Here is a 24,775-nt window from a genome sequence, read left to right on the forward strand (position 1 = left end):
CGTGGTGCGTGCGTGCTCTACGCGATTTCTTGAATTCGACGTGCGAGGGTTAGCGATGACGTGGTTCTACGAGTCGTTCGGCGTTGTGGTGGCGACCTGTTTGGTTGCCGGTTACATCATCTTCGGGTGACTGATTTTTTCGCAGCTTGGGGGCTGATATGCGTGCGAGTCAGGTCATGTGTTGCTTGGTGATGGTCGGTATCTGTTGTCGGGCGGAAGCAGGGAACATCCTGTCATTCGATTCCAATGGGATCGTAACCGCTCGGGCTGATCCGACGACACCCTATAACTTCGGTAAGACGCAGATCGAGACCTCAGGGCTTTTGTATAAGAAGCTCGGGCAGGCCGGGCTATCGCCCACGGCTACGGAGTCGTTGGCGACGATTGAGAAAGTCGAGAGCGTGACGGTTGCAGCTGGGAACGGTGCGAGGGCTGGGTACGGTGGCGGCTTCCTCGGTGTCGTTATTGGTGCTGTGTTGCAGTTTGCTGTCGCGCTTGGCGTCGATAAGTTGTTGACCTGGCTGTTTGGTTCGGGCGATAGCGTGACGTCGACGGGTACGGTTGCCAGTACGACGACGTGGATGTGGTGCTTCAGCAATGTCTGGAAGCTCAATAGCTCGGGCGCTTTGACGACGGGAACAGATTGCAGCGTCGATCCGAATGCGCTTGCTCAGGCGTATGTAGCGTCGCTTAACAACGTCTACGCCGCGTATGAGGGGATGTCTACTTCGACCTTTTCGGCGGTGTCGCTGACGGAGAGCAATGCGGCGGGTGTCGCGCAGGGCGCGGCGACCTATTCGTTCACGTTCAACGGCAACACGGGGCAGGCCACGGTGACGTTCACGGAGGATCAGGCGTCTGACGTGAGTGCGCAGGGCTACACGGTGGTGGCACCGCTTGCGGGCTACACGGCTGTCTCGAGCACGACGACGACAACGACGGATATTGCGACGGCAGTCGGCGGCATACCCGCTTCGGAGCTGGCGCAGCAAATCAACCCCGAGCTCGCTGCGGATGCGACGAATGCGTTATGGCAGCAAGCGTCGCAAATGCCTGGGTACACCGGCCTGCCGTACGACGCGACTAATCCGATCACGACGGCGGATGCGACGGCGTGGCAGAGCGCGAATCCGAGCTACACGCCAACGGTCGGTGATGCGGTTGGCACGGGGTCGGGCGCTGGTACGCAGGGCACGAGTGCCGGGGGGTCTCTTGGGTCGCTGCCTATCTCCGGGACTCCTGGGTCTAGTGATCCGACGACTAGCACCGGCACGAGTACAGGTACGAGCACCAGCACCGGTACGAGTACCAGCACTGGCACTAGCACCAGCACGGGCTCCTCTTCTGCCTCGGCGACGTCTGCGACAAGCGCAAGTGATCCGTGTGCGATCGACTCGAATGCGTCGGCGTGTGCGTCTCTTGGGACGCCTCCGGCTGCTCCGGCTTTGCCTACGAGCTCGGCCAGTGTGTCTATGTCGCCGTGGAATATCGGACCGCCTGACGGGGCGTGTCCGGCTCCGTTGTCTGTCTCGATCCTTGGTTCTTCGTACGCGTTTGCGTATGACCCGCTCTGCACGGCTGTGCAGAAACTCCGTCCGCTTGTGCTGGCGCTGTGTGCGCTGGCGGCGGCTCTTATCGTTGCAATGGGGGTGAAGGCATGAAGGTCCTCGTGGTGTGTGGCGCGGTGATGTTCGCGTTTTTCGTCTACATGATTTCTTCGATGGTCCATCAGACGGAGAAAGCGACAGATGCAGTCGACCAGCTCGTGGCGAGGGTCGTGAAATGAAGGGGCGGCGTTTGACGCGGCGTGAGCGCTTGGTGCTGTTCGTGTTGGCGCTGCTATTCGTGCTGTCCGGTTCGATTGGAGCGGTCTGGGTGTATCGGTTCGGGCACTGGAGGGGGTGGTGGCGATGACGTGGGCAACGTTTCTGTTGAGCTTGGTTCAGCCGATCATCTTCAATGCGCTGGTGGCGTTGGGGGTGGGCGTGCTGACCGTGACCGGCATTGATCTGGCGGTCAACACGGCGATGTCCTGGCTGACGTCTTCGGTCGGTGGCTTTGCGTCTGATCTGGTGAACGTGCTCGCGATGGGGGGCGTTTTTCAGGGCTTCGGGTATATCGGCGGTGCGATCAGTGCGCGGGTGACGATGGCCGGGGTGTCGAGCATGAAGAAGTTTTTCATCAAGTGAGGTCGGGGATGGCGGCGCAGTGGGAGAAAGACATGGTGGCCGAGTGCGAGATGTTCCCGGAGCTGCTGCGGAGCGTGCAAGCGGCGGTGCAGGAGATGGAGCTGGTGCGGGCGTGTTTGTCGCATGCTGGGCTGTTGGTGCTCGACGGGCTTCGAGTGACGCTGGAGAAGGGCCTCGTCGTTCATGGGAGCGCACGCTAGATGGCGATCGAGCTTGTTACGGGGGTGCCGGGCTCCGGGAAGACTTTGTTAGCGGTCTCGCGGCTGCCGAAGGAGATCAAGGCGGGGCGTCGTATCGTGGTGAACGGTATTCGCGATCTGGCGATTGATCATGAGCTGTGGGACGACGATATGGTGCGCGAGTGGCACAAGCACTGTAAGCCGAACGACGTGATCGTGATCGATGAGGTGCAGCGGATTTGGCCCCCCGTGTCGGCATCGGTGAAAGCCACGGAGGACATCGAGAAGCTGCACGTGCATCGGCATTTCGGCGTGGACATCGTGTTGATCACGCAGCATCCGAATCGCATGAACAAGACGATTCGTGACTTGGTCGGGCGACATGTGCACGTCAAGCGCTTGTTCGGCGGGCACAAGGCGATGCTGTACGAGTGGGACCATACGCACAACCCGAACAGCGGCTTGAAAGACGCGGTGAAGATGCCGTGGTTCTATCCGAAGAAGGTCTTCGAGCTGTACACGAGCGCGGAGCTCCACACGAAGCCGAAGGCGGTGATTCCGAAAGCGCTGTTCGTGCTGCCAGTGGCGCTGATCTTCGCCGTGGTGTTTGCGTGGAAGGGCTTCATGGGCGTCTCCGCGATCGGCAAGCCGAAGGGTGCGGAGTCGGGTGGCGGGTTGTTCGGTGCGGGCGGTGCGTTCGGCGCGTCTGTGCCGGTTGCTGTGTCGTCGGGGTCGCGAGGGCAGGCCTCGGAACAGTGGCGGATCGCGGGACGGTACGCGGTTGACGGGCAAGGGTATGTGCTGCTTGCTGACAACAGAGGGCGTTTCCGGCGTGAGTCGGTGGAGGATTTCAAGGGTCAAACTCTTGGCGTGACGGGGATGGTCGACGGCGAGCGGGTGGCGGTGTGGACGGGCGGCGGTGCTGCGAACGATAACGCGGTCGGAGGGCAAAAATGAAGCGCGTGGCATGGGTGGTGTGCGGGCTGTTGTTGTCGTGGTCAGTGTTTGCGGTGGAGGCTGTGCCGCCGATTCCAACGTTGCCGGTGCCGTCGGCGTCGGGTGTCGTTTCCGAGCAGTTGCCGTCAGTGCCTTTGCGGCCGCTTCCGCGAGTCAATGGTGGGGCGTTCGATCTGCGGTTCGTGAACGTTGGGCAACTGGTGGATCTGCTGTACGGCGAGGCGATGCATGTACCGCACGTCATCAGCTCGGAGGTGTTGCAGGACACGCGTCAGGTGTCGTTTCAGTACGACGGGAAGGCGGGCGATCTGCGCGCGTTCGTGAAGGTGTTCCTGGATTCGCAGGGGTTTGAGGTCAACACGCGAAACGGCGTCGATTTCGTCTCGAAGAAAAGCGGTGCTACGCCCGTCGATCGCGAGACCTACGTGTATACGCCGCGCTATCGCAGCGCTGATTACCTGCTGAAGCTCGTGCAACCGCTGTTCGGCGATCGTGTGTCGAGCATGGCGCAAATGCCGGTGCCGTCAACCACGAGGAATCCTGCGTCCGGTGCTGCGGCAGGCATTCCGACTGCGGCATCGGATGCGATGCAGGTTAGCCAAGGGCCGACGGTCTCTGCTGCGGATCAGTTGGTGTTCTCGGGGCCTGCGAGCGACGTGAAGCAACTCAAAGCCTTGTTGCCGCAACTGGATACGGCGGTGGGCGAGGTCGTCGTGCGCGGCTGGGCCTATGAGGTTGACGACACGGATGGCGGTAATACGGGTTTCAGCATCGTGTCCAAACTGCTCGGCGTCGGTGTCCAGCTCGGCAGCGGCACGACTCAGGCGGATTCGACGGCGTTGCAGTTTGGAGCGGGCCGGTTGGGCTTCACGATATCGGCGCTTGCGTCTGACTCACGCTTTCATGAGGTCAGCTCGCCGAACGTGCGCTGCGTGTCGGGCCAGCAAGTGAAGCTCAATGTGGGGCAACGGGTGCCTACGGTGTCAAGCGTGAGTTACCAGGGGACCAGCGGCACGCCGGTTCAATCGGTCGAGTATCAAGACGCGGGCGTCATCTTCAACGTCACGCCAACGGTATTGCAGGACGCTATCCAGCTCGCAATCGATGAGGAGATATCGAGCTTCGAAGCGACGACAACCGGCGTGAATAACTCGCCGACGAAAAGCACCAGGTCATTGCAAACGGTCGCGGCGCTCAAGGATGGCGAAGTGATTGTGCTGGGCGGGTTGATTCAAGACAGCGACAGCGAGACTCATAGCCGTGAGCGGTTCTTACCGGCGTTCCTGGGCGGTCATACGCGGTCGAAAGGGCGTACTGAGGTCGTGCTGGTGTTGCAGGTTCAGAAAGTCTAGGGGGGCGTTATGGAGCGGGAGCGGATTAAGGCGGATGCGGTTGCTCGTGAGTTGGCGCTTGATGCTTTGAGGTCGGGTGTGTGGTTTGTGACGATGCTGGTGTTTGCGTGGTCGGTCTTTGAGTTGTTCGAGTCGGCTGGCGAGCATGCGAAGGGAGCACCGATTTCCTCGTTTGGTGCGTTGCCGATGGATGGACTTGTCGCCGTGTGTTGCGGGCTGATCTTTGCGATGGTCTTGATTGCGGTACTGACGGCGTTTTTCATTCGCTCCGCCTATCTCGACCTCGGACGGAAGGTGAAGCGTCTGCGTCGGCGTGTGGATGAATTGCGTTCCGGCCTGTAGTCAGGTCCAGAAGTTGTTGGTGTGAATGAGGCGGTCGATTACCAAGTACGTCGCCGTGAAAATGAGTGACCACAGGATGGCTGGTTCGGCAAATTCGTGTAGCTGGTGGGAGAGAGGCTTGTGTAGGTGCCTGCGTGGTGTGCTGCGTACGCGCGGCGTGGGCGGTAGTTGCCTGTACTCGCGGGTGAGTCGACGCTTTGTTTCCTCTCGATACCAGTCGCGGTCGTGGATGCTCATTGTGGTTGGCCTCTGTGGGTGTTTGCGCCCATTTTAGCCGGTGCGCCGCGTGGGGCTGAGGTGTCAGCGTCTAGCGTGAGGAGTGTCCCGCCGTGGCCGAAGCGAGGGAGAGCGACAGCGGACCTGCGGAGTGTGGCGATTGTCGCGCGGCTGAGCGCGGCCTGCGGGACCGAGTAGCGGGTATCGGCAACCACGCCGAACGTAGGCGCGGCGCCGGAACGCGGCGACCCCTCACTGCCAAGCCGGTTTGTTGGGCGCGCTCGGTGCGATGGGGCCGACGTATGGCGCGCTGGCGGGCTTGCCGGTGATGCGGTGGGGTGTGAGCGGGGCGCGCGGGTGCGCAGGCCTACGGCGAGCCGCAGGCCGCAGAGGCCGGCGCGCGAAGCGCGCCTAAACTTGTACCTCTAACACTTAACGGAAATGCAGACGAAGCCAGGCTCTATCAGGAGGTAGAGAAGGGCTCAGACGAAAAAAATCCCGGGTATCCATGCGTGGGGTGGATGCCCGGGACGACAAGACGGCGGACGGCTGGTGGACCAGTTGAGAAAACACCAGCCTGGGGTTTCCCGCCGGATGGGAAAGATAGCAGGTGGAGCGGCAAAAGAAAAACCCGGCGATCGTTGGCGCGATCCCGGGCGGTGACAGACATCGGATAAAGGGCTATCCAACGTGAGTAACAGCATTGTAGGTCAAAAAACGCTGTCTTATCAAAGCGTTCTGAATGAGTACGGTTCTCCCCAAGCATTGAACGCAGCAGCGCTGCGCGGCGAGCCGATTCCCGTATACGAGTCTGAGGGGCCGTTTAGCGATGAGTACATCATTCGTTCGCAACGGTTCGAAGACGGTCAGCAAGAGGTCGTGGCGTTCAGCGTGGCTGTGCAGCGCCGCTTTCACGAACTGCGGCTGCGGCCTCGGGGGATGCGTGGCAAGCGCGAGAAGCTGGAAAGTGAGACTGACGACGATGTGTCGGAGAAGGCGGCGAAGTCGCTCAAAACGTCGATAGAGCGGTCCAGGCGCATGATTCGCAAGCGCTGCAAGTCGATCCGAGCGGATCGCATGCTGACGCTAACAATGCGGCGCAATGAGGCGTCGATTGAGGTATGGGCGAAGGCCTGGGACGAATTCAGGCGGCGGCTGAATCGGTTGCAGGATTTTCATTATGTGGCGGTGCCTGAGCGGCATGAACGCGGCGGATGGCATATGCACGTGGCGGTGAGCGGTCGGCAGAACTGGAAGCTGCTGCGCTCGATTTGGCTGTCGGTTATTAGCAAGCTCGGCACGGATGGCGCGGTGAACGATAGTTCTGGTAACCGAAAGCTTCAGGCGCTCATGAGGAAGATAGGCGGCAAGGGTCGTGCGATGCGACACCGGATCGCCACGTATATCGCCAAGTACGTCGGCAAAGACTCTGACGTGTCGACGTTCAACAAGAAACGGTATTGGACAAGCCGGGGCATCGTGGTGCCGGAAGTGACGACGTACGCGCACCTCGGCCCCGAGTATCAGGCGCGGGATGCTGTGGTGGCGGCGCATCGGTGCGTGCTGGGGAACGGCGCAACGTGTGACGGCGCTCAGTTCTATTGGAACCAGGGCATAGGCGTTTTCTGGATGGCGACGGGCAATACGGGGTGAATGCTTACACTAAGCGAACGCTTAAAGTCCCCGCATTAGTCTGACGATATATGCGTAGTGGATCCTACGTGCGAGGCGTCATACATGCTGTTCGAGGAAGTGGTGGGGATCTATCTGGCTGCAAAAAGCCACCGGAGCAAACAGCGCGATTTATATTCGCTCAAGCGGTTGCAACCGCATTTTGGCGGTCGGCGCATTTCGTCGTTAAAGCGCGCTGATGTTCGCAGTTATGTTTCTGCTCGTCTGGCGGAAGGCGTAAGCGAGTCAACGATTAAACGTGAACTAAAGCTTTTTTCGGCGGCTGTTAATTTCGTGCGCGTTGAGCACGATATGACAGATTTACCCAACCCTACCCTTCGGCTTGGTTTGCAAAATGCTGATACCCGGGTTCGGTGGGTTACGCGGAAGGAGGCCGATTTACTTATTGAAGCCGCATCTGAATTTGCGCGCCGACCTCATTTACGCAATTTCATTCGATTGGCGCTGCATACGGGTTGTCGGAAAAACGAGCTATTAAAATTGGAGTGGACAAGGGTTGATTTTGAGCGTTCGCTAATTCAGTTGGAACCTGAACATACGAAAAACAATAAACGTAGGGCTTTGCCGTTGAATGCGGAAGCCATCTCAGCGTTGCACGATCAGCGTGTTTGGCTGGCGGAGAACGTTCCGGGCGCACGGTGGGTTTTTTCCGTTGAAACCGGGGCGCGGATTACTACTATTCAGAAGGGTTTTGAGTCGGCGTGCCGTCGAGCTGGAATTAACGATTTCCGGATACATGATTTGCGACATACGTTTGCGTCATGGTTGGTGATGTCGGGTGAGTCGTTGTACGTCGTGCGGGATTTGCTTGGACACTCGTCGGTCACTGTCACGGAACGCTACGCGCACCTTTCTCCGCATCAGGGCCGGGCCGCCGTGCAGCGATTGCTGTGCTTTTGATGTCGGTGATACGGCTCGCCCTGTATTTCCTTACGAGCTGAAAAAGAGAGTGCTTCCGACGTTCACCGGGAGGTCCTGACCGCCGGTATGTCGTATGCGGCGTTGATGGCCGAGAGGCGGGATGCTCGATCTATGACGTCATCAGCAGAGGGGCAAGTCGGGGGAGTAGGTAGCACGCGGTGGATCGCAGGAGCGGTTGCCGCCTAAAGGTTAGCGAGGATTGGCCGAAATATGTCCTAGGTCTACCTTACGTTAGAACACGTCGAACATACTGCGTCGCAGCATTGATGTGGCTGTATCATAGTGATACTTTTACTGCGGTGCTGGCGTTAGCATCGGCCGCAAACATTTTCGGACGAGCATGAAATTACCGAAGCGGCTCACAAGCGAGCCTGTACTCGAAGCGATATTTGAAATCCGGTTCCGCGCAAGGACGCCGGTGGCGAGCATCTTGCCTGGCGTATTGTTTACGAAATTGAAAGCCGAGCGCGTCGAACAACTGCCAGCTGCTAACCTTCCGGAGTTGTCGCGGCAAGCTGATCCGATATTTCGGGTGCTGGCTGTTCAGAAGGTCCATTGGGACACGTTCTTCATCTTGATCGGCGACGAGTCGTTGGCGATTGGCTGCAAGTTACCTTACCCAGGTTGGACTAAGTTCGGGGCCGCCATTGGTGACGTCTTGACGGCTGTTGCGGATACAAATCTGATCGAGGCGGTGAGCCGCTATTCGATAAAATATATTAACCTTCTCGAAACCGATAACTCTGCCGACGCTTTGTCGAAGCTGAATTTAGAGATAAAGGTTGGCGATGGCAGCCAAGAAAATATAAATTTTCAATTACGAGTAGAGTTAGCACACAATAAATTCATATCTGTTGTGCATGCGATAGCCAGTGCGAATGCGCAGCTAGCGGATACCAGCATTTCAAAAAGCGGAACAATTATTGACATTGATACTATTTTCAACTGTGAGTCAGAGATACCATTTGGCGAATTCCTAGCACAGTCGTCCGATTTGGCAAAAGAAATACATGAAGCAAATAAAACATTATTCTTTCAATGCTTGAAAAGCAAAACTATCGAATCCTTGGGGGCCGAGTATGAATAATTTCACACTGACCGGCAACGGCCAAAGCTATCGCATCCCGTCGCTTTTTGCGGCTGGGGTTCTTGCTACGGGAATGATTCATGCGCCGATCCGCCTTGGTGGGTTGGCCGAGTTGGCGCAGGAGAACGTTGGTCGTAACGTGCCATATACGGCTGTCCAATGGTCCGATACGGCCGCTGTAGGTGGGCAGATTATCGTTTCTATTCCAGAGCGGTCATTTGAAGCTGAAATGGCTTCGTTTTATAGTCGCCTGCTAAGCGCTCAGCGCCCATTGGGGGAAGAGTTTCAAGCGGTGCTAACGGAGAATCTTTGGGATCTTTACGCTGACTGATCATGTCCATCAGCTTTGAGAGGCTTGAGGATCACATCCCGCCATATCTGACAAAGCAAGCGAAAGAGGGATTGGCTAAGGCATTGGCTGATTTTCCCAGGGCGATTGGTTATTATTTGAATCGCTACTGGGATGAGCTTTTGCAAGGTGACGGCTGGGCTGGGCTTGACGTTGTTAACCTTGAAAGCGGCGATCGGAAAAAAGTCAAAGGGATCGTATTATCAAACAGTTGCGATATTGATGTTGGGAATGATCGCGCTATCCCTCCTCGTCTCGTGTTTGCTCCACTGGTATCACTGGATCGGTACGTTGAAAGTCTGAGGGGAGCGGGGATTGAGGCTGGTTCTATAGAAAACAAATTGCAAGCCATTCGCGAGCAAAGCGTAACGTCAATATTTTACTTACCGAAAGGTAGCGCATTGACGGAAGAATGTATCGCGCTGCTCGATAACTTACACACCGTGCCGTTGGATCGTTTTACTTCAGACAAGGATCGGAAGAAGCTGTTCACCCTTGACACGGTGGGCTTTTACTTATTCTTGTTTAAGCTCTCCGTGCACTTCTGTCGCTTTCACGAAAACGTAGCACGTGAAGAGGAGCCTCAGCGCGGCTGATGTGCCACTCCCGGCGGGGAGCTTTACTACGTCATGAAGTTACTGAAAGGACGACGCTATGGATTGGCCGAAGTGTCGCGAGGCTAGTCGATAGGTGACGTAGGGCAGACCAAAGTGATGATAGGTAGCGTGCTACTGTTGAGGCATACTGCCCTCCGAAGGCAGGGGTTGCTGGTTCGATCCCAGCCGGGCGCGCCAAATCTAGCAAGGCTTTCAGCGGTTCCCTCCCCCCGTCGTTGCCACTAGGTGTAGCTAAAGTACACCTACCATCTGCGTCGGAGCGCCTGTCGCCGGCAACTCGACGACCTGCGCCACCTCCGTGTGTGATGCAACCCACTGCGCCAAATGGTCAGCCGACAGGTGGGCGTACCGCTGCACCATCTCCATCGTTTCCCATCCCCCGAGCTCCTTGAGCACCTGTAGCGGCGTGCCGCGCTGGACATGCCAGCTCGCCCACGTGTGCCGCAGGTCGTGCCATCGGAAGCTCCGAATGTGGGCCCGCTTCAACGCCTTGCTCCATGCTGCTGTCGTTGTCTGGTGAACCGGCGCGCCGCGGTACACGAACACGCTCTCGACGTACTCGGGCTTCCGCCTTTTCGCCAGTTGCCGGCGCAATACCGCAATCGCCGTTTCCGACAGCGGAACCGTGATCGCCTTGCGCGCCTTCGCCTGATCCGGATGAATCCAGGCCACGCGGCGCACCAGGTCGACTTGCGACCACTGCAGGCCCGTTACATTGGCGCGGCGCAGCCTTGTTTCGAGGCTGAACTGCGCCATCGCCGCGAGGTGGTCCGGCAGCTCGGACAGCAGGCGGTCAGCCTCGGCCCGGCTGAGCCACCGAATGCGCTTCGCGACTGCCTTCGACGGTTTGCGGACCGGCGCCCGAACAAGCCAGCCGCGCTCGACCGCCGCGTTCAGGACCGCAACGATGACACCAACGACACGGCGCACCGTGCCTTCGCTCACCGTCCGGCCGACCAGCTGCGGGCCGGTGCGCGTACGGACGATGATCGGCTCTTGGCGCTTCGCACGCACAATCGTGTCGATTCGCTCTCGGTCGATGTCATCCAGCAACACGCCCGACAAGTGTTTGTCCAGCCAACGCAGGTGCGTTTTCGTCGTGTCGAGGCTTGCAATGCCTTCGCGATCGCTCAGGTACTCGATGACGGCGTCATTCCAGGTGTATTGCGGCTTGTGGCCGAGTTTCGCCTGATCCCAAAGGCTCGCCTTCAGGCGGTCATGGAATTCCTGCGCTTTGGCTTTGTCGCTGGTGCCAGTGCTGCCCTGTAACGGCGATCCGCCTCCAGGTGGGTACAGCTTGTAATACCAGTTCGAACTTCTCTCTCGTTTGTAGAGCGACATTTTTCTACTTCCTCCAGCAGATCGCCCTGCACAACTCGCGGAGTCCATTCTCCAGCGAGGTAGCGCTGCAAGGCAACCGTCGAGAACATCCAGCGCTTGCCGACTTTGCGGCCAGGGAGCGTGCCGGCCTTCGCCTTCAGACGCACCGTCTCGGGGTGTGCGCCTAGCAGCGCAGCGGCTTCGATCAGGTCGATGGTTTTCATCGGCTGCGCTCCTGCGTGTGGCGTGGAGGGAGCACAGGCAGCGCAACACGTGGACACGTGGTTTGCATGGTGATGCTATCTAAGCCCTTGATTTTTAATGCCTCGCGCGCCATCAATTGCCACCATTCGGGCGTTTCCGGCTCGTGTAACTCATGGCCTAAAAAATAGGCAGCATGCCAAATTGATGGCAAATCAACCCCGACTCGTGGTGTCACGTTTGGGCCGATTCCTCGCCATTCTTCGCTTTCTTTCTTCTTCTTTTTCAATGAATTAAAGAGAGAAGAGGAAGGAGCGATGGCGGCCGGCGCAAAAACCGGACACGTGGCAAAAGCGGCCCGACTCATGGCAAATTCGTCGTGACTCGTGGCGGTAGTCCTCTCAATAATCAACGACTTACGAGCGGACACCTCCGAAAACCACGGGTTCTGTGCATTGCCTGCCCGTTCCCAACGGCAAAACCCGTCCGCATGGCCCCGCGTCCTCTCGGCTCGTGCCGTTGCCCGGCCATTTCGACTCGCGGGGGGTACGGGGGGACGCGAACAGCACGGCGGCCGCATGACGACGTGCGCCGATCGCTGCGCGCATTTGCACAGGCGTTGGAAACCCGATTTCAGGGCAGCTGCGCGGCCAGCATGAAAGAGGCAAGGGGCACGGCCGCGCGGCGGCCAGATCGGCTGAGAGGGCGTCATGCGTGACTCCCTTGCAGTGCATCGGTGGCAAGGTCCTCGCGCACGGCGACGTGCAGTCCGAACGCGGCAAGGCGCTCGAGCGAAACCGGCGTGAGGTAAGGCACCCGGCGGGTGTAAATGCGTCGCTCGACCTCCTTCTCACCCACGACAACGCCGGCGTGCTTGAGCTGCGCCTTGAACACGCGGTCGGACTTCACGGGAAGGCCGTTCCATTTGTCGCGCAGCGCGCTCGTGTGGGCGATGTGGTCCATCACGTGACCTGTGCGCAGCAGGAGGCAGAACTCGCCGTCGACGGTATCGAAGGTGTAGGGGTGCTTGTAGTTGCCGCCGTCGATCTCCGACAGCGCCGTTTCCATGATCCAGACCCACGGCTCGCGATCGGCGCTGGTTTCGGCGATGTGGCCGTTCATCTCGGCGACCAGGTCGCGCGGGAAGTCGCCTTCGCTCGGGTCCATGCCGGCGAACTCGCACAGGTAGCGCCAGGCCAGCGCGACGGCGGCGTAATTGCCGGCCATGCGTGTCGCGCCATCGTCGTGGCCGCTCGCACGGCAGTTGGCGAGTGCCTTGTCGCGCATCGCAGCGTATTGGTCGAGCACGGCGCGCTTGTCCAGGCCGGCGAGGAACTCGAGCCACGGTCGAACCGGGAAGCGAGGCAGGTCGTCAGGCAAAAGCGGCCCGCGCTTGCCCGTCAGCGTCGTTCGCACGAGCTTGCCGAGCAGGCTGCGCACTGGCACGTCCTCGCCGGCCAGCATGACGGGCGCGCACAGAAGGTATTCGGTCATGTCGGAGCCGCGGCGCGTGACCGTGTACTGGTAGTTCTCCTGCAGCAGCCCGACGGCCTTGTCGATCACGTCCTGCCGGCGCGCGGACAGTTCTTCCCATCCGACCGGGTGGCTCGTGTGGCTGATGCTCGTTAGCAGCCGAAACTCCGTTTGCAGCGACTGCCCGGAGAACATCGTGAAGGCAAGCGAGCGCTCGAGGCGCTTGATGAGCGTCGACTTACCCGCGCCCTTGTTCGCCTGGATCGTGATGTGCGGCCAGAAGCCGAGCAACGCCTTCAGGTGGCCGCCGAGCGCCCATACGAGCGCGATGGTTGCGGCGTTCTGCTTGAACGTTGTCTGGTAGGCCGCGATGACGCGGCGCGCGTCGCCGATCGGGCCGTTCGGAAACGTCAGGTTGTGGTACGGGCACTGCTTGTCCGCTTCGGTGAAGTAGCAGTCCGGGCCTTCGTTGACGATCAGGCGGCCGTCGCGCCAGGCGAGCCCGACGAAGTTCGCCGCCTGGCGCGCGCCAAGATCGGCGCCACGCTCGAGGATGTTCACCATCCGCTTGAACGGTGCCGGCGCCCAAATCGGGCCGAACTTGCCCCACTGATCGACGTTGTGGAGCTGGTCATCGAGCATCACGCGACGGATGAGCTGCGCACCGTGCCGCGGCGCCTGCACAGACACCGCGAAGTAGACGGTGGGTGCCTGGTCGGCGTCGCCGGTCATCGTCGACGTTGCGCTCGCGACCGAGACACGGCTGATCGAGGCGATGCGAAAGCCGCACAGATCCGTCGTGACAGGCGTCTCGACGCCGCTTTCGTCGTTGCGCTCCATCTTCGTGATGTAGCTCATGAAGTCGAGCCGCGCGCGGAAGCGCCAGTATTGCGCGAAGTCGTGCGACGGCAGGTAGATGCGCGGCCGGCCGCGGCGTGTGGCGTCGCCGGCCATGCCAGCGATCAGCCACGGCTCGTACTGTTCGAGCGCGCGTGCCAGCTCGGGCGCGCCGAGCAGTTGCAGGTAGTCGTTGACGTCGTTGATTGGTTTTCGCGCTGACTCGCCTTCTGCGAGCTCGGCGAGCCACTCGGCCTGGTCGACGAGCACGGCGCTGATGTTGAGGCTCGTCAGTCGCTCGTACAGTGCCCACATGCCTTCTGGGCCGGGGCGATGGCCGGCGCGTGGGTGGCCGTCCGGGAACGGTTCGTCATTGTCGAGGCAGATCACGACTTGCTTGCCACGCAGGAACGAGAAGTCGATCGCGTCGACGTTCGCCAGGCCGCGCAACGCGAGCGCCGCGGTGCCCGGAAGCGCGCACGTGTCGACCGACAGCGCGTTGATTGCGCTTTCGACCACGATTACGCGCTTCGCTTGGTCGAGCTTGCGAGGGACGGCAGTCCAGAAGTAGCCGGACTTCTCACCTTGGGTTTGCGTCTTGACGCCGCCGTTGAGTGTTGGATCGAGATAGCGCATGTCGACGGCAACGATGCGACCGTCAGCGGGCGCGCGCACGGCAAACGCAGCAGCGGAGCCGCCATGACCGACTTCGCCGGGCGACACCCTCGAGCTCGTCCAGTCGTTGAAGCCGAGCGTTTTTGCGTTGAGCGCCGCGTCGATCACGACATCGGAAATGCTGCGGCCGACGAGGTACTCCCGGACGCGATTGCGTTCCGCGAAGCATCGATCGGCGATGAATTCGACGGTCGATTTCTCGCGGTGCTCGGCCGGCACCGGCTGGTCGAATGGAATCGCAAAGGCTTCGTGCAGGTAGCGGATTGCATCGGCGACGGTGCCGCCGCGCGCGTGCATCACCAGGTCGACACACGAGCCGCCGACGTTGGCGCTATGGTCGCGCCAACCTGTGCCGTGCTTCGGGTGCTTGACGTAGATCGACAGGGATGGGCTCTTGTCCTCGTGCTGCGGCGAGTGGTAGAGCGCATTGTCGCCGCCTCGGCCGCGTTTGAGGCCGAGGCGGTTGGCGAGGTCGTGCAAGTCGATGCGTTGTTTCAGTTCGTTAATCGAAGCCATCGTTACGCTTGCCCTGTTCCTTCCGAAGCGGCTGCGATCGATTCGCGCGACCAGTTGTGCGAGACGAAACGGCGCTGGCTGCGCTGGTGGGCGCGGATGGCATTGGTGCAGTCGTCGGCGCTTGGCGGGCTGATTTGACTCAGCACGACGACGCCTCGGTATCGCAGTTCGTAGCGCGTGTAGATCTCGCTGTGGACGTGGATGCGCTGCACGGTGTGGCGGCCAAGCGTGAGCGGTGTCGAAGTGCGCAAGGCGAGCGGCTGGTAAGGATTGCGGGATCGCGGATAAAGGCTGTTGTTATTCATGTTGATCTCCCTTGATGTGAGTTACGAATCTGCGAAAGGACTGCCGATCGACGGCGGATCGAACAGCACGATTTCGATTGCGCGAGCGGACTGGCTGAATCCGAGAACGGACAGACTTCCGGAGACGGTCGCAAGCAGCAGCGACAGCGTGCGGGCGCGTGCTTCACTGCCGGCGCGGTTGTTGAAGGGCAGGTTGTGTGCGGCGCGCTGAATGAGGGCGGCGAGCAGTGCATCGTCGAGGTTTGAGGAGGAATAGCTCATGGCTCACCACTCCCCCGCCAGGCCGCCTAGCCGATACAGGAGACTCTTGATTTCCAATTGCAGGAGGGTGTCGGCCCAGGTGCCGCGCGTGGTGCTCGGCAGTTCGACGATCATTTCGAGCAACCAGCGTCGATTGATATCTTTCAGCGAGTTCATCGTTCACCCCTCGGCAACACAGACCAGGCTGACGCAGTCAACAGGTCAACGAGCGCGCCAGCAAAGGTGCGCAGGCCGATACACAAAGGCAGCGCGTAGCGGATCGTGAATGTCATCAATCTCTCTCCTTCATCCGCTCGACAGTGCGATTGAATGCGTTGCGATCAGCCCACACCACGATCCCTACTTTCCCGGTATCAAGGAGTACGTCGTTAGGCGTGAGCGCCTCTGTCTCGATCGTGATGCGCGAGCCATCCCGCAACCTCTTGATATTGGTCATGCAGTGACTGAGAAGTTGAAACGCCATGTTGTCGTCGCCGATCTCGGCGATAAATTCGGTGAGGGTCATCGTGTTACCCCCGCGGCGGAACGGACCAAGCCAGCGCAACAATCAGCGCGACCAGGGCGCTTGCGGCGACCGCAAGCGACAGCAGCGACCCGTGCCGCAGTTGTTCGAAGCGGCGCAATACGCCGGCGGCGGCGAAGCTCAGACCGGCGAAGGAGAAGGAGAGCATCAGCAGCACGCCGATGCCGAAAACGTAGTCTTTCATTTGATGGGTCTCGGGTAAGGGCGCCGGCGTCCGGCGCGGTTGGTGTCAATCGTCGAAGTCGCCGGCGGCCAGGCGTTTTGCGTCGAGGCGAAGGAACCGTCTGTGGTCGCGCTGCTGCAGGGCGCGTGCCGCACTTTCCACGACGATCCGCACGGCGCGGTGACGCATCGAGGTATCGAAGTCGCCGACCATGCGCAGCCGCTGCCATGCGGCGCGCAGATCAGCGTCGGTGAGCGGCGCTTGCATGGCGATCAGTGCAGGAGCGCCAACATCGGTTTGAGTACCGGCATGCCGGCGCCGCCGTCCCACTGGCAGCGCACGACGTAGCCGAGCCGGCGAGCGGCGTCGCGAAAGACCAACGGGTCGACGTCGGCTTCCCACAGGTCGCGCAGATAGGCGCGGCGGCGCTCCATCGAGCGCAGAAGGCCGTAAGGGGCTGGGAAGAGGATCAGCGGAGCAGAGGCAGCACGAGCCATAGCGGTCTCCTCGTTCAGTTGATGAGCAGTTGCTGCTTGAGGGCGGGGGCGATCGCCTCGAGCGGGGATACCGGCATGCCGAGCAAGCGCGAGACATCGCGCAGATTGGCGTACAGCTCGGCGGCAACGCCGCGCTCGGTGGACTTGGCGATTTCTTTCGCGAGCGTGCCGCGATAGCGAAGCGCGGTGAGGCGTTGGGAGACGGTCAGGCGGCCGATGCTTTGCGGCACGAGCCGGCCTTCGAGCACGTCGAGCACCCAGGCGCGGAAGGCCTTGGCGCGCTCGGTGCGCGCGAGCATGCCGAGCAGGTAGCAGCCGCGCGGGCTGAAGATGCAAACCTGCTGGCGGCCGCCGGCGGTGTCGAGCTCGACGAGTTGGGTCATCTCGTCGGTGAATTCGTCGGCGTTGCGGTCGTGCAGCGTGTTGATGGAACCACGCTTTTCGTAGTCCAAGGCTGCCTCAATCTGAGGTGCCCTTAGCCACGGCACACCATGAATATCGACCACGTCGAACTCGACGCTTTCAAACACAAGAACGGCGGTTGAAGACGCTTGCTGCATGTGTTTCTCCTTTTTGCGGGCAAAAAAATCCCCTCGCGCCGTTTAGGCACGATGCGAGGGGACAACTGGGGATCGGTTTGTGGCGCTAGACGGGCAGCTCTAGCTGTTGCGCGATGCGCTCACGCACATGAGGCGAGAGCGGCAGATTGAGCGAGAGATTCGGGGTCGCCGACGGCGAGAGCGTGCGGGCGAACTCCATGTTCACGACGTAGGTGTGGCCGCACTCCGGGTTGTTGCACATGAACGTCACCTCCCGGAAGGTCAGGGACATATCCCGGCTGCTGCGCGCGGTGGCGCGTGTGCGGCAATGGGGGCAGCGATTCAGGATTCTCATGAGAGCTTCCCTGGACGGCACTCGCCGTAACCGCGGCGGGCGCATTCGCAATGCACGCCGACTTCGCCGAGCGTGGCGACGGCATCGAGGTATTTGCGGGTGACGAGCACGAAACCCACGGATGCGACGAGCGTGTCGATCTTGTCGATGACGACGCCTTGCCCGCCGCTCAGGAAGCGGCTGACCTGGGAATCGTCCCAGCCAAGGGCTGTTTGCACGTCTTGGCGCTTCGGGCCGTGTAGTGCTTGGCGCAGCGCGGGCTCAATCAGGGCGGGGTTTCGCATGGCTCAATGTCCTGCAACGTTGGTTGAGTGCGGCTGGGTGGCCGAGCGCCTAAGCTTTGCCTTGTATCGTTCGATTCCTTCGAGGAACACGGCTCTCGTGATTTGGGACATCGAACGTTTCTCTTGGCACGAGAGGTATTCGAGCGCGCGCCGTTCTTCGGGCATGAGGCGCACATAAACAGGTTTGGGCGATAGCACGCCGCGAGGCTGGCGGCTCGGGCCTTTGGGCTTAGTCATGGCGGGTATACTTTCCTGGATAGCCTTTCGTTACGTAAGGATAGTGTATTGGGTTCGAAAGTACCCGTCAATAAAATTGGGCTTAAATGGATACGGTGGGGAAGCGTTTGCGTGAAGAGCGCTTACGGGTTGGCCTTAGTCAGGATGAGTTCGCGGCTATCGGCGGGCTCGGGCGAAAGTCTCTGGGGCTCTACGAGTCCGACGAAAGGGCGCCCGACACGAATTTCCTGTTGGCTCTTCGAGGTATTGGCGTTGACGTCTGGTACGTGCTGACCGGCCAGACGTTGGTGGATTCGCTCACCTCGGAAGAGAGCGAGCTGGTGAAGCGCTGCCGTTTGGGCAAGGAAGCGCAGACGTCAGGCAGCGAACTGACGCAAGACGAGCGCGAAATTCTCGATGCCTACAACCAGCTCAACGAAGCCGGAAAAGCCACCATGCAAGCGATGCTGGAGACTTGGGTGAATACCGGTGCGCTGACGCAGACGGGCCAGCCGCCAGCGCCTGAACGTCGCGTCAAGCGTCTGTCTGAAAACCGGCGTGCGGCGCTTGATGCTCGAGCGGCAGAAAACGTCGAGCGCGCGATGCAACTGGTTGCGGCCGAGCGCGCAGAACGATCGGCACGATCGAAGAAAGGGCCTGGCAAATAATCGCTACTGTTCCGCGTCACGCCGCTCGCGGCGCAACGCCCGGACTACGTGACTTATTGCCGCGAGCGCATCTTCCGCGCTTGCCAACGCGTCAACTTCTGGCGGGGCAGAGTCGGCGCGTTGTGGCTTGTCCGATAGACCGGACAAGCTTTGCGCAAATACGCCGATGGCGGCATGCAGGTATTCGCCGCGTTCTGTAAGGTACAAGTCGCGCAGGCCAACTTTCCTGTTCAGCAATGAGAAACCGAGGAATTCCTCTAATTCGGCGATCCGCTTGCTGACGGCGGGCCTATGTATGCCCATTGCATTGGCTGCGTCGGTAAAAGACTCGTGGCGCGCTATTTCAAAAAAATCGCGCAGAAGATTCCAATTCAACCCGTCGTGCCTTGGTCCGACCATCGCTAAAGGCTCTCCGCTTGCCACGCCCCGCAAAGGCACGAACTTGCAAGGGCTTAAGTTTTCTCGTTAATCAATAAGCATAAGAGTGTAACTTTACAAGCACCTTTAGCGTTCCCTGTGGGTTTCATTCCAAAATCCGTTCGTTTCTGACGTAATGCTGGTCGTGGACTGTTTTCCGCGAACGCTTCATGTCGCGGAATCCGGTCTCACGTGACATCGCGTAGGGACAGTAGAGGGGGAAGAAACTCAAAATGAATAGCGGAAGTGGTAGAGCAGATAATAAGCACTGCGATAAGATTGAATGTATGGAGATGCCGGCAAGCGTTAAGAATCGGTGCGCTGCTGAACATGATCAGGACGTTGTTCTGAAAGCCGTTGACTGGGCAATAGGCCAGCTTGCAGTCGCGCTTGAATGCGCATCACAGGCGATGACTGAACTTCGGACGGTGCGGTCTGCGCTGAACCACGGCGAAGCAAGGGACGCAATTAACTCAATGGGGGACCAATGAAAGAATTCGTTTTGCTGACCGCTGCGATTGCGGTCTGGGTGCTTGTTTGGACTGTGCTAGCAAAATATTGGAAGCGTAAGGGACATGGCGCGCTGCTCGCACACATGTCTGCTGGGGTGTCGGGGTTCGTGGTTTGCTCAATCCTTTTCATCGCGGAGCTGTCGGGCAAAAGCGCACCGGGCGACGGGAAGTCTTCCGTTGACGCGTCAGCGCCGAAAGCGGCGGTGGTGCAGGCAGCGCAAAAAAATGAAAGCGGGAGCAACGTTCCACAGGCGGGGGCGAAGGTTGAGCCCGACATGCCCGTCGCTTTTACTGGAGCGGCGAGCGAAGGAGCCGTAACGGCGGAAAATTGGCCGAAGTCGGTGACAATCGTGCTACCTGTGAGCGAGGACGAAAAGCGCTACATGGCCGACTATGTTTGCCTCGACGAATCCGAATGCTACGGCCCGAAGCGATTCCAGCGCTACATTTTCAAACGCTATCCGGGTCTCGCTCGCGTCCAGTATCACCCGCTGCTGGAGGATGCAAGCGACAGCGAGCTTGTGTCGAACAGGAAAGAGAACTTCTTCCAGAGTCTCTATTTTTCGAAGCAAATCCAGCTTGCGAACGGGCAGAGTCTGTACGATTTCATGCGCTCGTGCAGCCGTGGTTTCACAGCACTCGATGCCGCTGAGGTTGGTTACGACGAGAAAATGAAGGCACCATATTTCGACTTGCAGTACTTCCCGACACTACGGCGCGCTGATACAGGCGAGCCGATAGAACTGCAGATTCTGTTTGAGCGTCGGGGAGACAAACTGATCGCGCGAAGCCCGTTCTTTACTTCGAATGCGCTTCGATATTCGGATTTTCTGCGGCGGCATAACGTAACGTGCTGGAACAAGGGCACGATGGCGGAATGATTTGGGGCGTTATCGGCCGCGCCTGAAATGCGTCCGATGCCGGTCGGTCGTCGGATCGTCGCGCATTTCGAGCTCGAGCGCCGTCGTGAATCCGCTTTCGCCGATCGTATGTGTCGCCTTCTTCACGAGCCACGGCGTCTCATCGATTTCCGGCTTGAAGCCCGCCACGGTCACCGGCATTTCCGGAAAGAGCTCGGCGCGGCCGAGCGCGAGCGTGTAGCTCATGGTGGCCTGGCTGCGCTGGGTGCGCGCGTATTCGGCCTGCGCCGCGGCTCGCGCTTCGGCTTCGGTCGCATAGTCTTCCGGCAGCACCTTCACGTTCTTGTTGTTCTCTCCGCCGACGATCACCGATTTGCGCTTCGCCTTGCCGTTTGAATGGTAGTGCGCGCGCACGGCCGAATAGCTCTCGCGCTGCGCGATGTGGTAGCGGTGCTGGTCGCCGCTCGAACGGGTGAGGTTCAGCACGTCCAACGCCTTGCCGCTCACGGTCTTGCCGGTGCCGATCGGCATGAAGAGCAAGCGCAGATCCTTCACGTTCATCACGGCGTCGTAGCGCTTCGCCAGGCGCGTGAGAAACGACATATCGGACTCGTGCGTCTGGTCGATATGGTCGATGAGAATCTTCGCCAACCTGTCGCCGACGGCGGGCGTCAGCTTGTGGCGGCCCGCGATCGTGCGCACGATCGCGCCGATCGTCTGCCGGTGCCAGCTCCTTTCGCGGCGCTCGTGCATCCCGTCCGTCATCGAAGCCGAACGCGCGCGAATCGTGATGATGTCCGGTGCCCCGCTGTGTTCCACCTCGTCGACAGTGAACGTCCCCTTATCGACGAGCGGCTCGCCGACCCATCCGATCGACAGCTTGATATTCGCGCCGCGCTTCGGGATGGCGAAGGTGTTGCGTGAATCGTCGAGCACCAGGTCGAGCATGTCGGATTCGTCGGCTCGGGACTCGGAGAGCGACAGGCTGATGAGACTGGGCGCGATCAGGTTCGACAGATCGCGGCCGTCGAGCGTGATGCGATAGTCGGCTCGCGGCTGCACGCGACCGGCACGTGCTCGCTTGTCCGTGGCCTGGGCGTCCTGCGCGGTCATGCGGTTGCCGCCTTGTCCTGCTGTGGCTTGGCCGATAGCTGACTGTCGTCGACGCGCTTGAGCGTGAGATTAAACTCAATCTTGCGCGGGATACCTTCTTTCGTGTGGTACGTCGCGGTTTCGTCCAGGCTGTCGATCACGTACGCGCCGTAGACGTTGCCGATCCCGTCGACGAGCACGTAGGCGTCGCCGGCGTCACCCATGCGCGCGAGCTCGTCGATCGAGGCGATCGTGCCAATTCCGTTATCGGGTGCCACCATGCCGTTGAGGGTGATCGTGTCGTCGCCGGCGCCGGTGAACTGGCTGGCGTCGCGCGTGCCCACTCGCGAGCTCGTGCGGTGCTTCCAGTTGCGCCGGCGCTGAAGTTCCTTGTAGGGCGTGGTCGCGAGGCTGAACACGAACTGATCGAGCGACATCATCATGGGTATTTTTCCTTCTGCGGACGGTCAATCGGACAGGCGAGAACCGAGACGCGACAACTTCGCGCGCTCTGCCCGCTCGAGCTCGGCGCGCACCATGCGGCCGATTTCCGTCGCGTCGACGCCGGCCGGCGGGTAGATGTTGATGGTGATCGGCGCGGCTGCGGTGGTGATGCTCGGCGCCGCCAGCGCGGCGGCGATCGGCGGGTGCCGGTCAATTGGCACGGACGGACGCACAAGCGGCACGGCCTGTGAGAGCTGCGTGCCGGCGGCGATGGCCGGCGCACCGAACGAGGTAGCCGCGACGGTCGCGAGCGCCGCGGCGGCTCGTGCAACGCGCCCATGTTCGCCTTCCATGCCGATCGCCGCGCCCTGGCTAATGAAGCCGCCCAGCTCGCCGAATACGCGGCTCGGGCTGTGGATGCCGAGCTTTTCCTTGAACCACGCGACGGTCGAATCGGCAACGTTCGTGATCGCGTCCTTGACCGCGCCCAGCCCGCTCGTGATGCCGTTGACGAGGCCTGCAAGGAGGTTCGAGCCGAACGTCGAAAACCTCGCCGGCAGCTCGACGCCGAACCACGACAGCACCGCGGCGAACGCTCGATAGAAGAGGCCGAGCGGCGACCAGTTGACGACGAGCGCGCCGATGCCCGATAGCCCGCCGGCGAACGCCTCGCGCACGGAGCCCCACAGGCCACCGAAGAAGCCCTTGATTGGCTCCCAGTACCGATAGAGCAGAAGCGCGGCGAGCGCGATGCCCGTGATCGCCAAGCCGATCGGGTTCATCAGCATCGCCCGCCCGACGAACATGACGGCGCTGCCGAGCAGCCTGAACGCGCCCGCGCCCATGCCGAGCCCGCGCGCGAGGATGCCGCCCTGCATGCCGAGAGTTGTCATGCTGAAGCGGAGAATCGCCATCGGCCCGAGCACGCCCGCAAGCGCGATCGTCAGTGTTCCGGCGACGACGAGCAGTGATGCGAGCACCGTCAGCACCGTGACAATGACCTTTGCGGCGGTGCTGTGCTCGCGCATGAAGCCCACGACCTTCTCGGTCGCGGTGGCGGTTGCCTGCAACGCCGCGTTATAGAGCGGTGACACCTTCTCGCCGAGCTCGAGCTTCAGATCCCGCAATTGAGCGAGCGCCGCAATTTCACGACCTTGCGTGATTTGTTGGCCCTTCGCGTGCAGCTCGTCGATGCCGTCGGCGCCGGCGTTGAGTCGCTCGTTTTTGTGGACCTGCTCGCGCTGCATGTACATGGTCGAGAACAGGTTCGCCGCGGTGCGATTTGTGAAGATCGTCGAAATCATGTCCTTCACCCTGTCCGGGTCGGTGATGCCCTTCGCGGCCAGCTTCGGTAGCAGCACCTTTTCGAGCCATTCGAGCGGCGAGGCCTTCAGCATGTCGCCGCCCTTCAGCGCCCCCGGCTTGATCTGCTTAATCATGCCGATCTTGTTGTACTCGACCATCTTCGGGTCCAGCAGGCCAAGTGACATCATCTGTTTTGCGGCGCGCACGGTGGTCTTGCCCTGGTAGACGTTGCTGTACGCGGACATGAGGCCCGTGCCGACAGCGTGCCCTCCCATTTCCTGGATGAGCGGCTCCATCTGGTAGTAGAACGCGTCCTTGCGCAGTTGCTTGGCGGCTACGCCACCGGTCTGGATGAAGTTACGCCACTCGTCTCCTCCGACCCGGCCGCCGGTCGCGGTGAGCACCTTCTGCACCATGTTCGCTTCATCCTTGAACGTCGCTTCGTCCTTGGTGCCGCCGCGCAGCTCGATCACCTTCAGCATGTTCAAGAACTTCTCTTCGTTCCCGTGCGCGTCGTCCGCGCCGAACATGGCTTCGTTGGCGAACTTCATTTTCGCGAGCGTCGGCATCACCATTTGCGCGTGATGCTCGTCGGCGAAGATCGTCAGCGAGTCGCGCATCATGGTCAGGTTGTCGGTGGTCGCCACGCCATACATCTTCATCGCGCGGGCGTACTTCACCGCGTCGGCGGTCGCGTGATCGCCCAGCCCCAGGGCCTTGATACGCATGCCTTCGTTCTCGGCCTTCTTCGACTCGTCGAGCGTCTCGCGCAGGTCGCCGAGCATGTGTACGCCCGTGCTCTTCGCCGCGTAGCCGCCGACCGCCATCCCAGCGGCTACGCCCTGCATAGCGTGCATCTTCGTGCGAGCAGCCGCGACACGCTTCTCGCGCTCACCGAGCGCCTCGAGCTGGCGCACCTGGTCGTTCATCGCCGAGGTGGTCGACGTGATGCTCGCGCGCAGCTCGCGCTCGTGCTGGGAAAGGTTGCGCGTGTTGATGCCCGCGCCGGCAAGTTGGTCGCGCAGCACGCGCACGCGGCCCGACTGCTTCTCGTGTTCGACAGCCAGGCGTGCGGCGCTCTGCTTGGTCTTCTCGAACTCGGCGATCATCTGGCGCGACGGCGGCGCGACGGCGGCCCGACGGCGCGCAGCGACCCGGCGAGCTCCGTGACGCGGGCGCGCGCCGCGGAAAGCTGTGAGGCGGTCGCGGCCAGGCCGCCACGCATCTCGCGAAACTCGGCGATGCGCTTCTGCGTCTTGCCCATCTCTGCCAGCTCGCGGCGCGTTTCTTTCAGCGATGTAGCGAGCCCTTTGTTACCGGCCAGCAGGTTTTTGAGCGGCTTCGTCAGGTTGTCGATCACGTCGAACATGACGCGCAGCTTGAGCGTGTTGTCCATCGTTCGTTGTTTCGT

The 24,775-nt window shown here is 60.7% G+C and carries 30 protein-coding genes and 1 pseudogene; 13 read left to right on the forward strand and 18 right to left on the reverse strand.

Annotated features, from left to right (window positions below; genetic code table 11):
- The first annotated feature begins 158 nt into the window (after positions 1-158).
- The 11 genes from FAZ69_RS23320 (at position 159) to FAZ69_RS23370 (ending at position 9,880) form a co-directional block, all read left to right on the forward strand.
- Positions 159-1,661, forward strand: coding sequence for a virulence factor TspB C-terminal domain-related protein (locus tag FAZ69_RS23320; RefSeq protein ID WP_169708740.1), 1,503 nt, complete (start codon positions 159-161; stop codon positions 1,659-1,661).
- Between the two features lie 249 nt (positions 1,662-1,910).
- On the forward strand, positions 1,911-2,189 hold the full coding sequence (locus tag FAZ69_RS23325) for a DUF2523 family protein (protein ID WP_136897679.1): 279 nt from the start codon (positions 1,911-1,913) through the stop codon (positions 2,187-2,189).
- A gap of 8 nt (positions 2,190-2,197) precedes the next feature.
- Positions 2,198-2,389, forward strand: a complete 192-nt coding sequence (locus FAZ69_RS23330) for a hypothetical protein (RefSeq protein WP_136897468.1) — start codon at positions 2,198-2,200, stop codon at positions 2,387-2,389.
- Positions 2,390-3,325, forward strand: a complete 936-nt coding sequence (locus FAZ69_RS23335; RefSeq protein WP_136897469.1) for a zonular occludens toxin domain-containing protein — start codon at positions 2,390-2,392, stop codon at positions 3,323-3,325.
- Complete coding sequence (locus FAZ69_RS23340; RefSeq protein WP_136897470.1) at positions 3,322-4,677, forward strand: type II secretion system protein GspD; 1,356 nt, start codon at positions 3,322-3,324, stop codon at positions 4,675-4,677. The genes FAZ69_RS23335 and FAZ69_RS23340 overlap by 4 nt, the downstream gene beginning before the upstream one ends.
- Before the next feature lie 9 nt (positions 4,678-4,686).
- Positions 4,687-5,019, forward strand: a complete 333-nt coding sequence (locus FAZ69_RS23345; protein WP_136897471.1) for a hypothetical protein — start codon at positions 4,687-4,689, stop codon at positions 5,017-5,019.
- A gap of 954 nt (positions 5,020-5,973) precedes the next feature.
- Positions 5,974-6,888 (forward strand): rolling circle replication-associated protein, encoded by a 915-nt coding sequence (locus FAZ69_RS23350; RefSeq protein ID WP_439654795.1) that lies wholly within the window; start codon positions 5,974-5,976, stop codon positions 6,886-6,888.
- Between the two features lie 84 nt (positions 6,889-6,972).
- Positions 6,973-7,827 (forward strand): tyrosine-type recombinase/integrase, encoded by an 855-nt coding sequence (locus FAZ69_RS23355; protein ID WP_136897473.1) that lies wholly within the window; start codon positions 6,973-6,975, stop codon positions 7,825-7,827.
- A 361-nt stretch (positions 7,828-8,188) separates the two neighbouring features.
- The gene (locus FAZ69_RS23360; RefSeq protein WP_136897474.1) at positions 8,189-8,935 is read left to right on the forward strand and encodes a TIGR04255 family protein; all 747 of its coding nucleotides are present in this window, start codon (positions 8,189-8,191) and stop codon (positions 8,933-8,935) included.
- Positions 8,928-9,266 carry a hypothetical protein gene (locus FAZ69_RS23365; protein ID WP_136897475.1) on the forward strand — a complete coding sequence of 113 codons (339 nt, stop codon included), beginning with the start codon at positions 8,928-8,930 and terminating at the stop codon, positions 9,264-9,266. Before FAZ69_RS23360 ends, FAZ69_RS23365 begins: the two co-directional genes overlap by 8 nt.
- A 2-nt stretch (positions 9,267-9,268) precedes the next feature.
- Entirely contained in the window at positions 9,269-9,880 is a 612-nt protein-coding gene (locus tag FAZ69_RS23370) for a hypothetical protein (protein WP_136897476.1), read from the forward strand.
- Positions 9,881-10,132: 252 nt separating this feature from the next.
- On the opposite strand, the gene FAZ69_RS23380 is transcribed toward FAZ69_RS23370, so the two are convergent.
- The 14 genes from FAZ69_RS23380 to FAZ69_RS23440 form a co-directional block, all read right to left on the reverse strand.
- A complete protein-coding gene (locus FAZ69_RS23380) occupies positions 10,133-11,197 on the reverse strand; it encodes a tyrosine-type recombinase/integrase (RefSeq protein WP_255451562.1) in 1,065 nt (354 codons plus the stop codon).
- Positions 11,110-11,445, reverse strand: a complete 336-nt coding sequence (locus FAZ69_RS34040) for a helix-turn-helix domain-containing protein (RefSeq protein ID WP_240702432.1) — start codon at positions 11,443-11,445, stop codon at positions 11,110-11,112. Before FAZ69_RS34040 ends, FAZ69_RS23380 begins: the two co-directional genes overlap by 88 nt.
- A complete protein-coding gene (locus FAZ69_RS33610) occupies positions 11,442-11,789 on the reverse strand; it encodes a hypothetical protein (RefSeq protein WP_206171233.1) in 348 nt (115 codons plus the stop codon). The genes FAZ69_RS34040 and FAZ69_RS33610 overlap by 4 nt, the downstream gene beginning before the upstream one ends.
- A 341-nt stretch (positions 11,790-12,130) precedes the next feature.
- Positions 12,131-14,923 carry a toprim domain-containing protein gene (locus tag FAZ69_RS23395; protein ID WP_136897478.1) on the reverse strand — a complete coding sequence of 931 codons (2,793 nt, stop codon included), beginning with the start codon at positions 14,921-14,923 and terminating at the stop codon, positions 12,131-12,133.
- 2 nt (positions 14,924-14,925) lie between these two features.
- Positions 14,926-15,228: a hypothetical protein gene (locus FAZ69_RS23400; RefSeq protein ID WP_136897479.1), complete on the reverse strand. Its 303-nt coding sequence runs from the start codon at positions 15,226-15,228 to the stop codon at positions 14,926-14,928.
- Positions 15,229-15,249: 21 nt separating this feature from the next.
- A complete protein-coding gene (locus FAZ69_RS23405; protein ID WP_136897480.1) occupies positions 15,250-15,489 on the reverse strand; it encodes a hypothetical protein in 240 nt (79 codons plus the stop codon).
- Between the two features lie 3 nt (positions 15,490-15,492).
- Complete coding sequence (locus FAZ69_RS33385) at positions 15,493-15,645, reverse strand: hypothetical protein (RefSeq protein WP_169708741.1); 153 nt, start codon at positions 15,643-15,645, stop codon at positions 15,493-15,495.
- A 115-nt stretch (positions 15,646-15,760) separates the two neighbouring features.
- Positions 15,761-15,994 (reverse strand): hypothetical protein, encoded by a 234-nt coding sequence (locus tag FAZ69_RS23410; protein WP_136897481.1) that lies wholly within the window; start codon positions 15,992-15,994, stop codon positions 15,761-15,763.
- A 4-nt stretch (positions 15,995-15,998) separates the two neighbouring features.
- A complete protein-coding gene (locus FAZ69_RS23415; RefSeq protein ID WP_136897482.1) occupies positions 15,999-16,196 on the reverse strand; it encodes a hypothetical protein in 198 nt (65 codons plus the stop codon).
- Between the two features lie 45 nt (positions 16,197-16,241).
- Positions 16,242-16,442 (reverse strand): hypothetical protein, encoded by a 201-nt coding sequence (locus FAZ69_RS23420; RefSeq protein WP_136897483.1) that lies wholly within the window; start codon positions 16,440-16,442, stop codon positions 16,242-16,244.
- Positions 16,443-16,447: 5 nt separating this feature from the next.
- The gene (locus FAZ69_RS23425) at positions 16,448-16,672 is read right to left on the reverse strand and encodes a hypothetical protein (RefSeq protein WP_136897484.1); all 225 of its coding nucleotides are present in this window, start codon (positions 16,670-16,672) and stop codon (positions 16,448-16,450) included.
- Positions 16,673-16,686: 14 nt separating this feature from the next.
- A complete protein-coding gene (locus tag FAZ69_RS23430; RefSeq protein ID WP_136897485.1) occupies positions 16,687-17,232 on the reverse strand; it encodes a BRO-N domain-containing protein in 546 nt (181 codons plus the stop codon).
- A gap of 85 nt (positions 17,233-17,317) precedes the next feature.
- Complete coding sequence (locus FAZ69_RS23435; RefSeq protein WP_136897486.1) at positions 17,318-17,566, reverse strand: Ogr/Delta-like zinc finger protein; 249 nt, start codon at positions 17,564-17,566, stop codon at positions 17,318-17,320.
- Positions 17,563-17,850, reverse strand: coding sequence for a DNA-binding protein (locus FAZ69_RS23440; protein WP_136897487.1), 288 nt, complete (start codon positions 17,848-17,850; stop codon positions 17,563-17,565). Before FAZ69_RS23440 ends, FAZ69_RS23435 begins: the two co-directional genes overlap by 4 nt.
- A 323-nt stretch (positions 17,851-18,173) precedes the next feature.
- Between FAZ69_RS23440 and FAZ69_RS23450 the strand changes: the two genes are divergently transcribed.
- Entirely contained in the window at positions 18,174-18,734 is a 561-nt protein-coding gene (locus tag FAZ69_RS23450; protein ID WP_136897489.1) for a helix-turn-helix domain-containing protein, read from the forward strand.
- A gap of 3 nt (positions 18,735-18,737) precedes the next feature.
- Here FAZ69_RS23450 and FAZ69_RS23455 read toward each other — a convergent pair whose 3' ends face one another.
- A complete protein-coding gene (locus tag FAZ69_RS23455; RefSeq protein WP_169708742.1) occupies positions 18,738-19,109 on the reverse strand; it encodes a helix-turn-helix domain-containing protein in 372 nt (123 codons plus the stop codon).
- Between the two features lie 529 nt (positions 19,110-19,638).
- Here FAZ69_RS23455 and FAZ69_RS23460 point away from each other — a divergent pair.
- Positions 19,639-20,544: a hypothetical protein gene (locus tag FAZ69_RS23460; RefSeq protein ID WP_136897491.1), complete on the forward strand. Its 906-nt coding sequence runs from the start codon at positions 19,639-19,641 to the stop codon at positions 20,542-20,544.
- A gap of 9 nt (positions 20,545-20,553) precedes the next feature.
- Here FAZ69_RS23460 and FAZ69_RS23465 read toward each other — a convergent pair whose 3' ends face one another.
- The 3 genes and pseudogenes from FAZ69_RS23465 to FAZ69_RS23475 form a co-directional block, all read right to left on the reverse strand.
- Positions 20,554-21,636, reverse strand: coding sequence for a phage late control D family protein (locus tag FAZ69_RS23465; protein WP_136897492.1), 1,083 nt, complete (start codon positions 21,634-21,636; stop codon positions 20,554-20,556).
- A complete protein-coding gene (locus FAZ69_RS23470; RefSeq protein ID WP_136897493.1) occupies positions 21,633-22,058 on the reverse strand; it encodes a phage tail protein in 426 nt (141 codons plus the stop codon). The genes FAZ69_RS23465 and FAZ69_RS23470 overlap by 4 nt, the downstream gene beginning before the upstream one ends.
- A 24-nt stretch (positions 22,059-22,082) precedes the next feature.
- Positions 22,083-24,760, reverse strand: a pseudogene (locus tag FAZ69_RS23475) (phage tail tape measure protein).
- Positions 24,761-24,775: the final 15 nt, after the last annotated feature.

Source organism: Trinickia terrae (assembly GCF_005144415.1).
Lineage (GTDB): Bacteria > Pseudomonadota > Gammaproteobacteria > Burkholderiales > Burkholderiaceae > Trinickia_A > Trinickia_A terrae.

Coding starts and splice junctions, on each gene's coding strand:
- FAZ69_RS23320 (WP_169708740.1), top strand. CDS start 159: ATGCGTGCGAGTCAGGTCATGTGTTGCTTGGTGATGGTCGGTATCTGT.
- FAZ69_RS23325 (WP_136897679.1), top strand. CDS start 1,911: ATGACGTGGGCAACGTTTCTGTTGAGCTTGGTTCAGCCGATCATCTTC.
- FAZ69_RS23330 (WP_136897468.1), top strand. CDS start 2,198: ATGGCGGCGCAGTGGGAGAAAGACATGGTGGCCGAGTGCGAGATGTTC.
- FAZ69_RS23335 (WP_136897469.1), top strand. CDS start 2,390: ATGGCGATCGAGCTTGTTACGGGGGTGCCGGGCTCCGGGAAGACTTTG.
- FAZ69_RS23340 (WP_136897470.1), top strand. CDS start 3,322: ATGAAGCGCGTGGCATGGGTGGTGTGCGGGCTGTTGTTGTCGTGGTCA.
- FAZ69_RS23345 (WP_136897471.1), top strand. CDS start 4,687: ATGGAGCGGGAGCGGATTAAGGCGGATGCGGTTGCTCGTGAGTTGGCG.
- FAZ69_RS23355 (WP_136897473.1), top strand. CDS start 6,973: ATGCTGTTCGAGGAAGTGGTGGGGATCTATCTGGCTGCAAAAAGCCAC.
- FAZ69_RS23360 (WP_136897474.1), top strand. CDS start 8,189: ATGAAATTACCGAAGCGGCTCACAAGCGAGCCTGTACTCGAAGCGATA.
- FAZ69_RS23365 (WP_136897475.1), top strand. CDS start 8,928: ATGAATAATTTCACACTGACCGGCAACGGCCAAAGCTATCGCATCCCG.
- FAZ69_RS23370 (WP_136897476.1), top strand. CDS start 9,269: ATGTCCATCAGCTTTGAGAGGCTTGAGGATCACATCCCGCCATATCTG.
- FAZ69_RS34040 (WP_240702432.1), bottom strand. CDS start 11,445: ATGAAAACCATCGACCTGATCGAAGCCGCTGCGCTGCTAGGCGCACAC.
- FAZ69_RS33610 (WP_206171233.1), bottom strand. CDS start 11,789: ATGAGTCGGGCCGCTTTTGCCACGTGTCCGGTTTTTGCGCCGGCCGCC.
- FAZ69_RS23395 (WP_136897478.1), bottom strand. CDS start 14,923: ATGGCTTCGATTAACGAACTGAAACAACGCATCGACTTGCACGACCTC.
- FAZ69_RS23400 (WP_136897479.1), bottom strand. CDS start 15,228: ATGAATAACAACAGCCTTTATCCGCGATCCCGCAATCCTTACCAGCCG.
- FAZ69_RS23405 (WP_136897480.1), bottom strand. CDS start 15,489: ATGAGCTATTCCTCCTCAAACCTCGACGATGCACTGCTCGCCGCCCTC.
- FAZ69_RS33385 (WP_169708741.1), bottom strand. CDS start 15,645: ATGAACTCGCTGAAAGATATCAATCGACGCTGGTTGCTCGAAATGATC.
- FAZ69_RS23410 (WP_136897481.1), bottom strand. CDS start 15,994: ATGACCCTCACCGAATTTATCGCCGAGATCGGCGACGACAACATGGCG.
- FAZ69_RS23415 (WP_136897482.1), bottom strand. CDS start 16,196: ATGAAAGACTACGTTTTCGGCATCGGCGTGCTGCTGATGCTCTCCTTC.
- FAZ69_RS23420 (WP_136897483.1), bottom strand. CDS start 16,442: ATGCAAGCGCCGCTCACCGACGCTGATCTGCGCGCCGCATGGCAGCGG.
- FAZ69_RS23425 (WP_136897484.1), bottom strand. CDS start 16,672: ATGGCTCGTGCTGCCTCTGCTCCGCTGATCCTCTTCCCAGCCCCTTAC.
- FAZ69_RS23430 (WP_136897485.1), bottom strand. CDS start 17,232: ATGCAGCAAGCGTCTTCAACCGCCGTTCTTGTGTTTGAAAGCGTCGAG.
- FAZ69_RS23435 (WP_136897486.1), bottom strand. CDS start 17,566: ATGAGAATCCTGAATCGCTGCCCCCATTGCCGCACACGCGCCACCGCG.
- FAZ69_RS23440 (WP_136897487.1), bottom strand. CDS start 17,850: ATGCGAAACCCCGCCCTGATTGAGCCCGCGCTGCGCCAAGCACTACAC.
- FAZ69_RS23450 (WP_136897489.1), top strand. CDS start 18,174: ATGGATACGGTGGGGAAGCGTTTGCGTGAAGAGCGCTTACGGGTTGGC.
- FAZ69_RS23460 (WP_136897491.1), top strand. CDS start 19,639: ATGAAAGAATTCGTTTTGCTGACCGCTGCGATTGCGGTCTGGGTGCTT.
- FAZ69_RS23465 (WP_136897492.1), bottom strand. CDS start 21,636: ATGACCGCGCAGGACGCCCAGGCCACGGACAAGCGAGCACGTGCCGGT.
- FAZ69_RS23470 (WP_136897493.1), bottom strand. CDS start 22,058: ATGATGATGTCGCTCGATCAGTTCGTGTTCAGCCTCGCGACCACGCCC.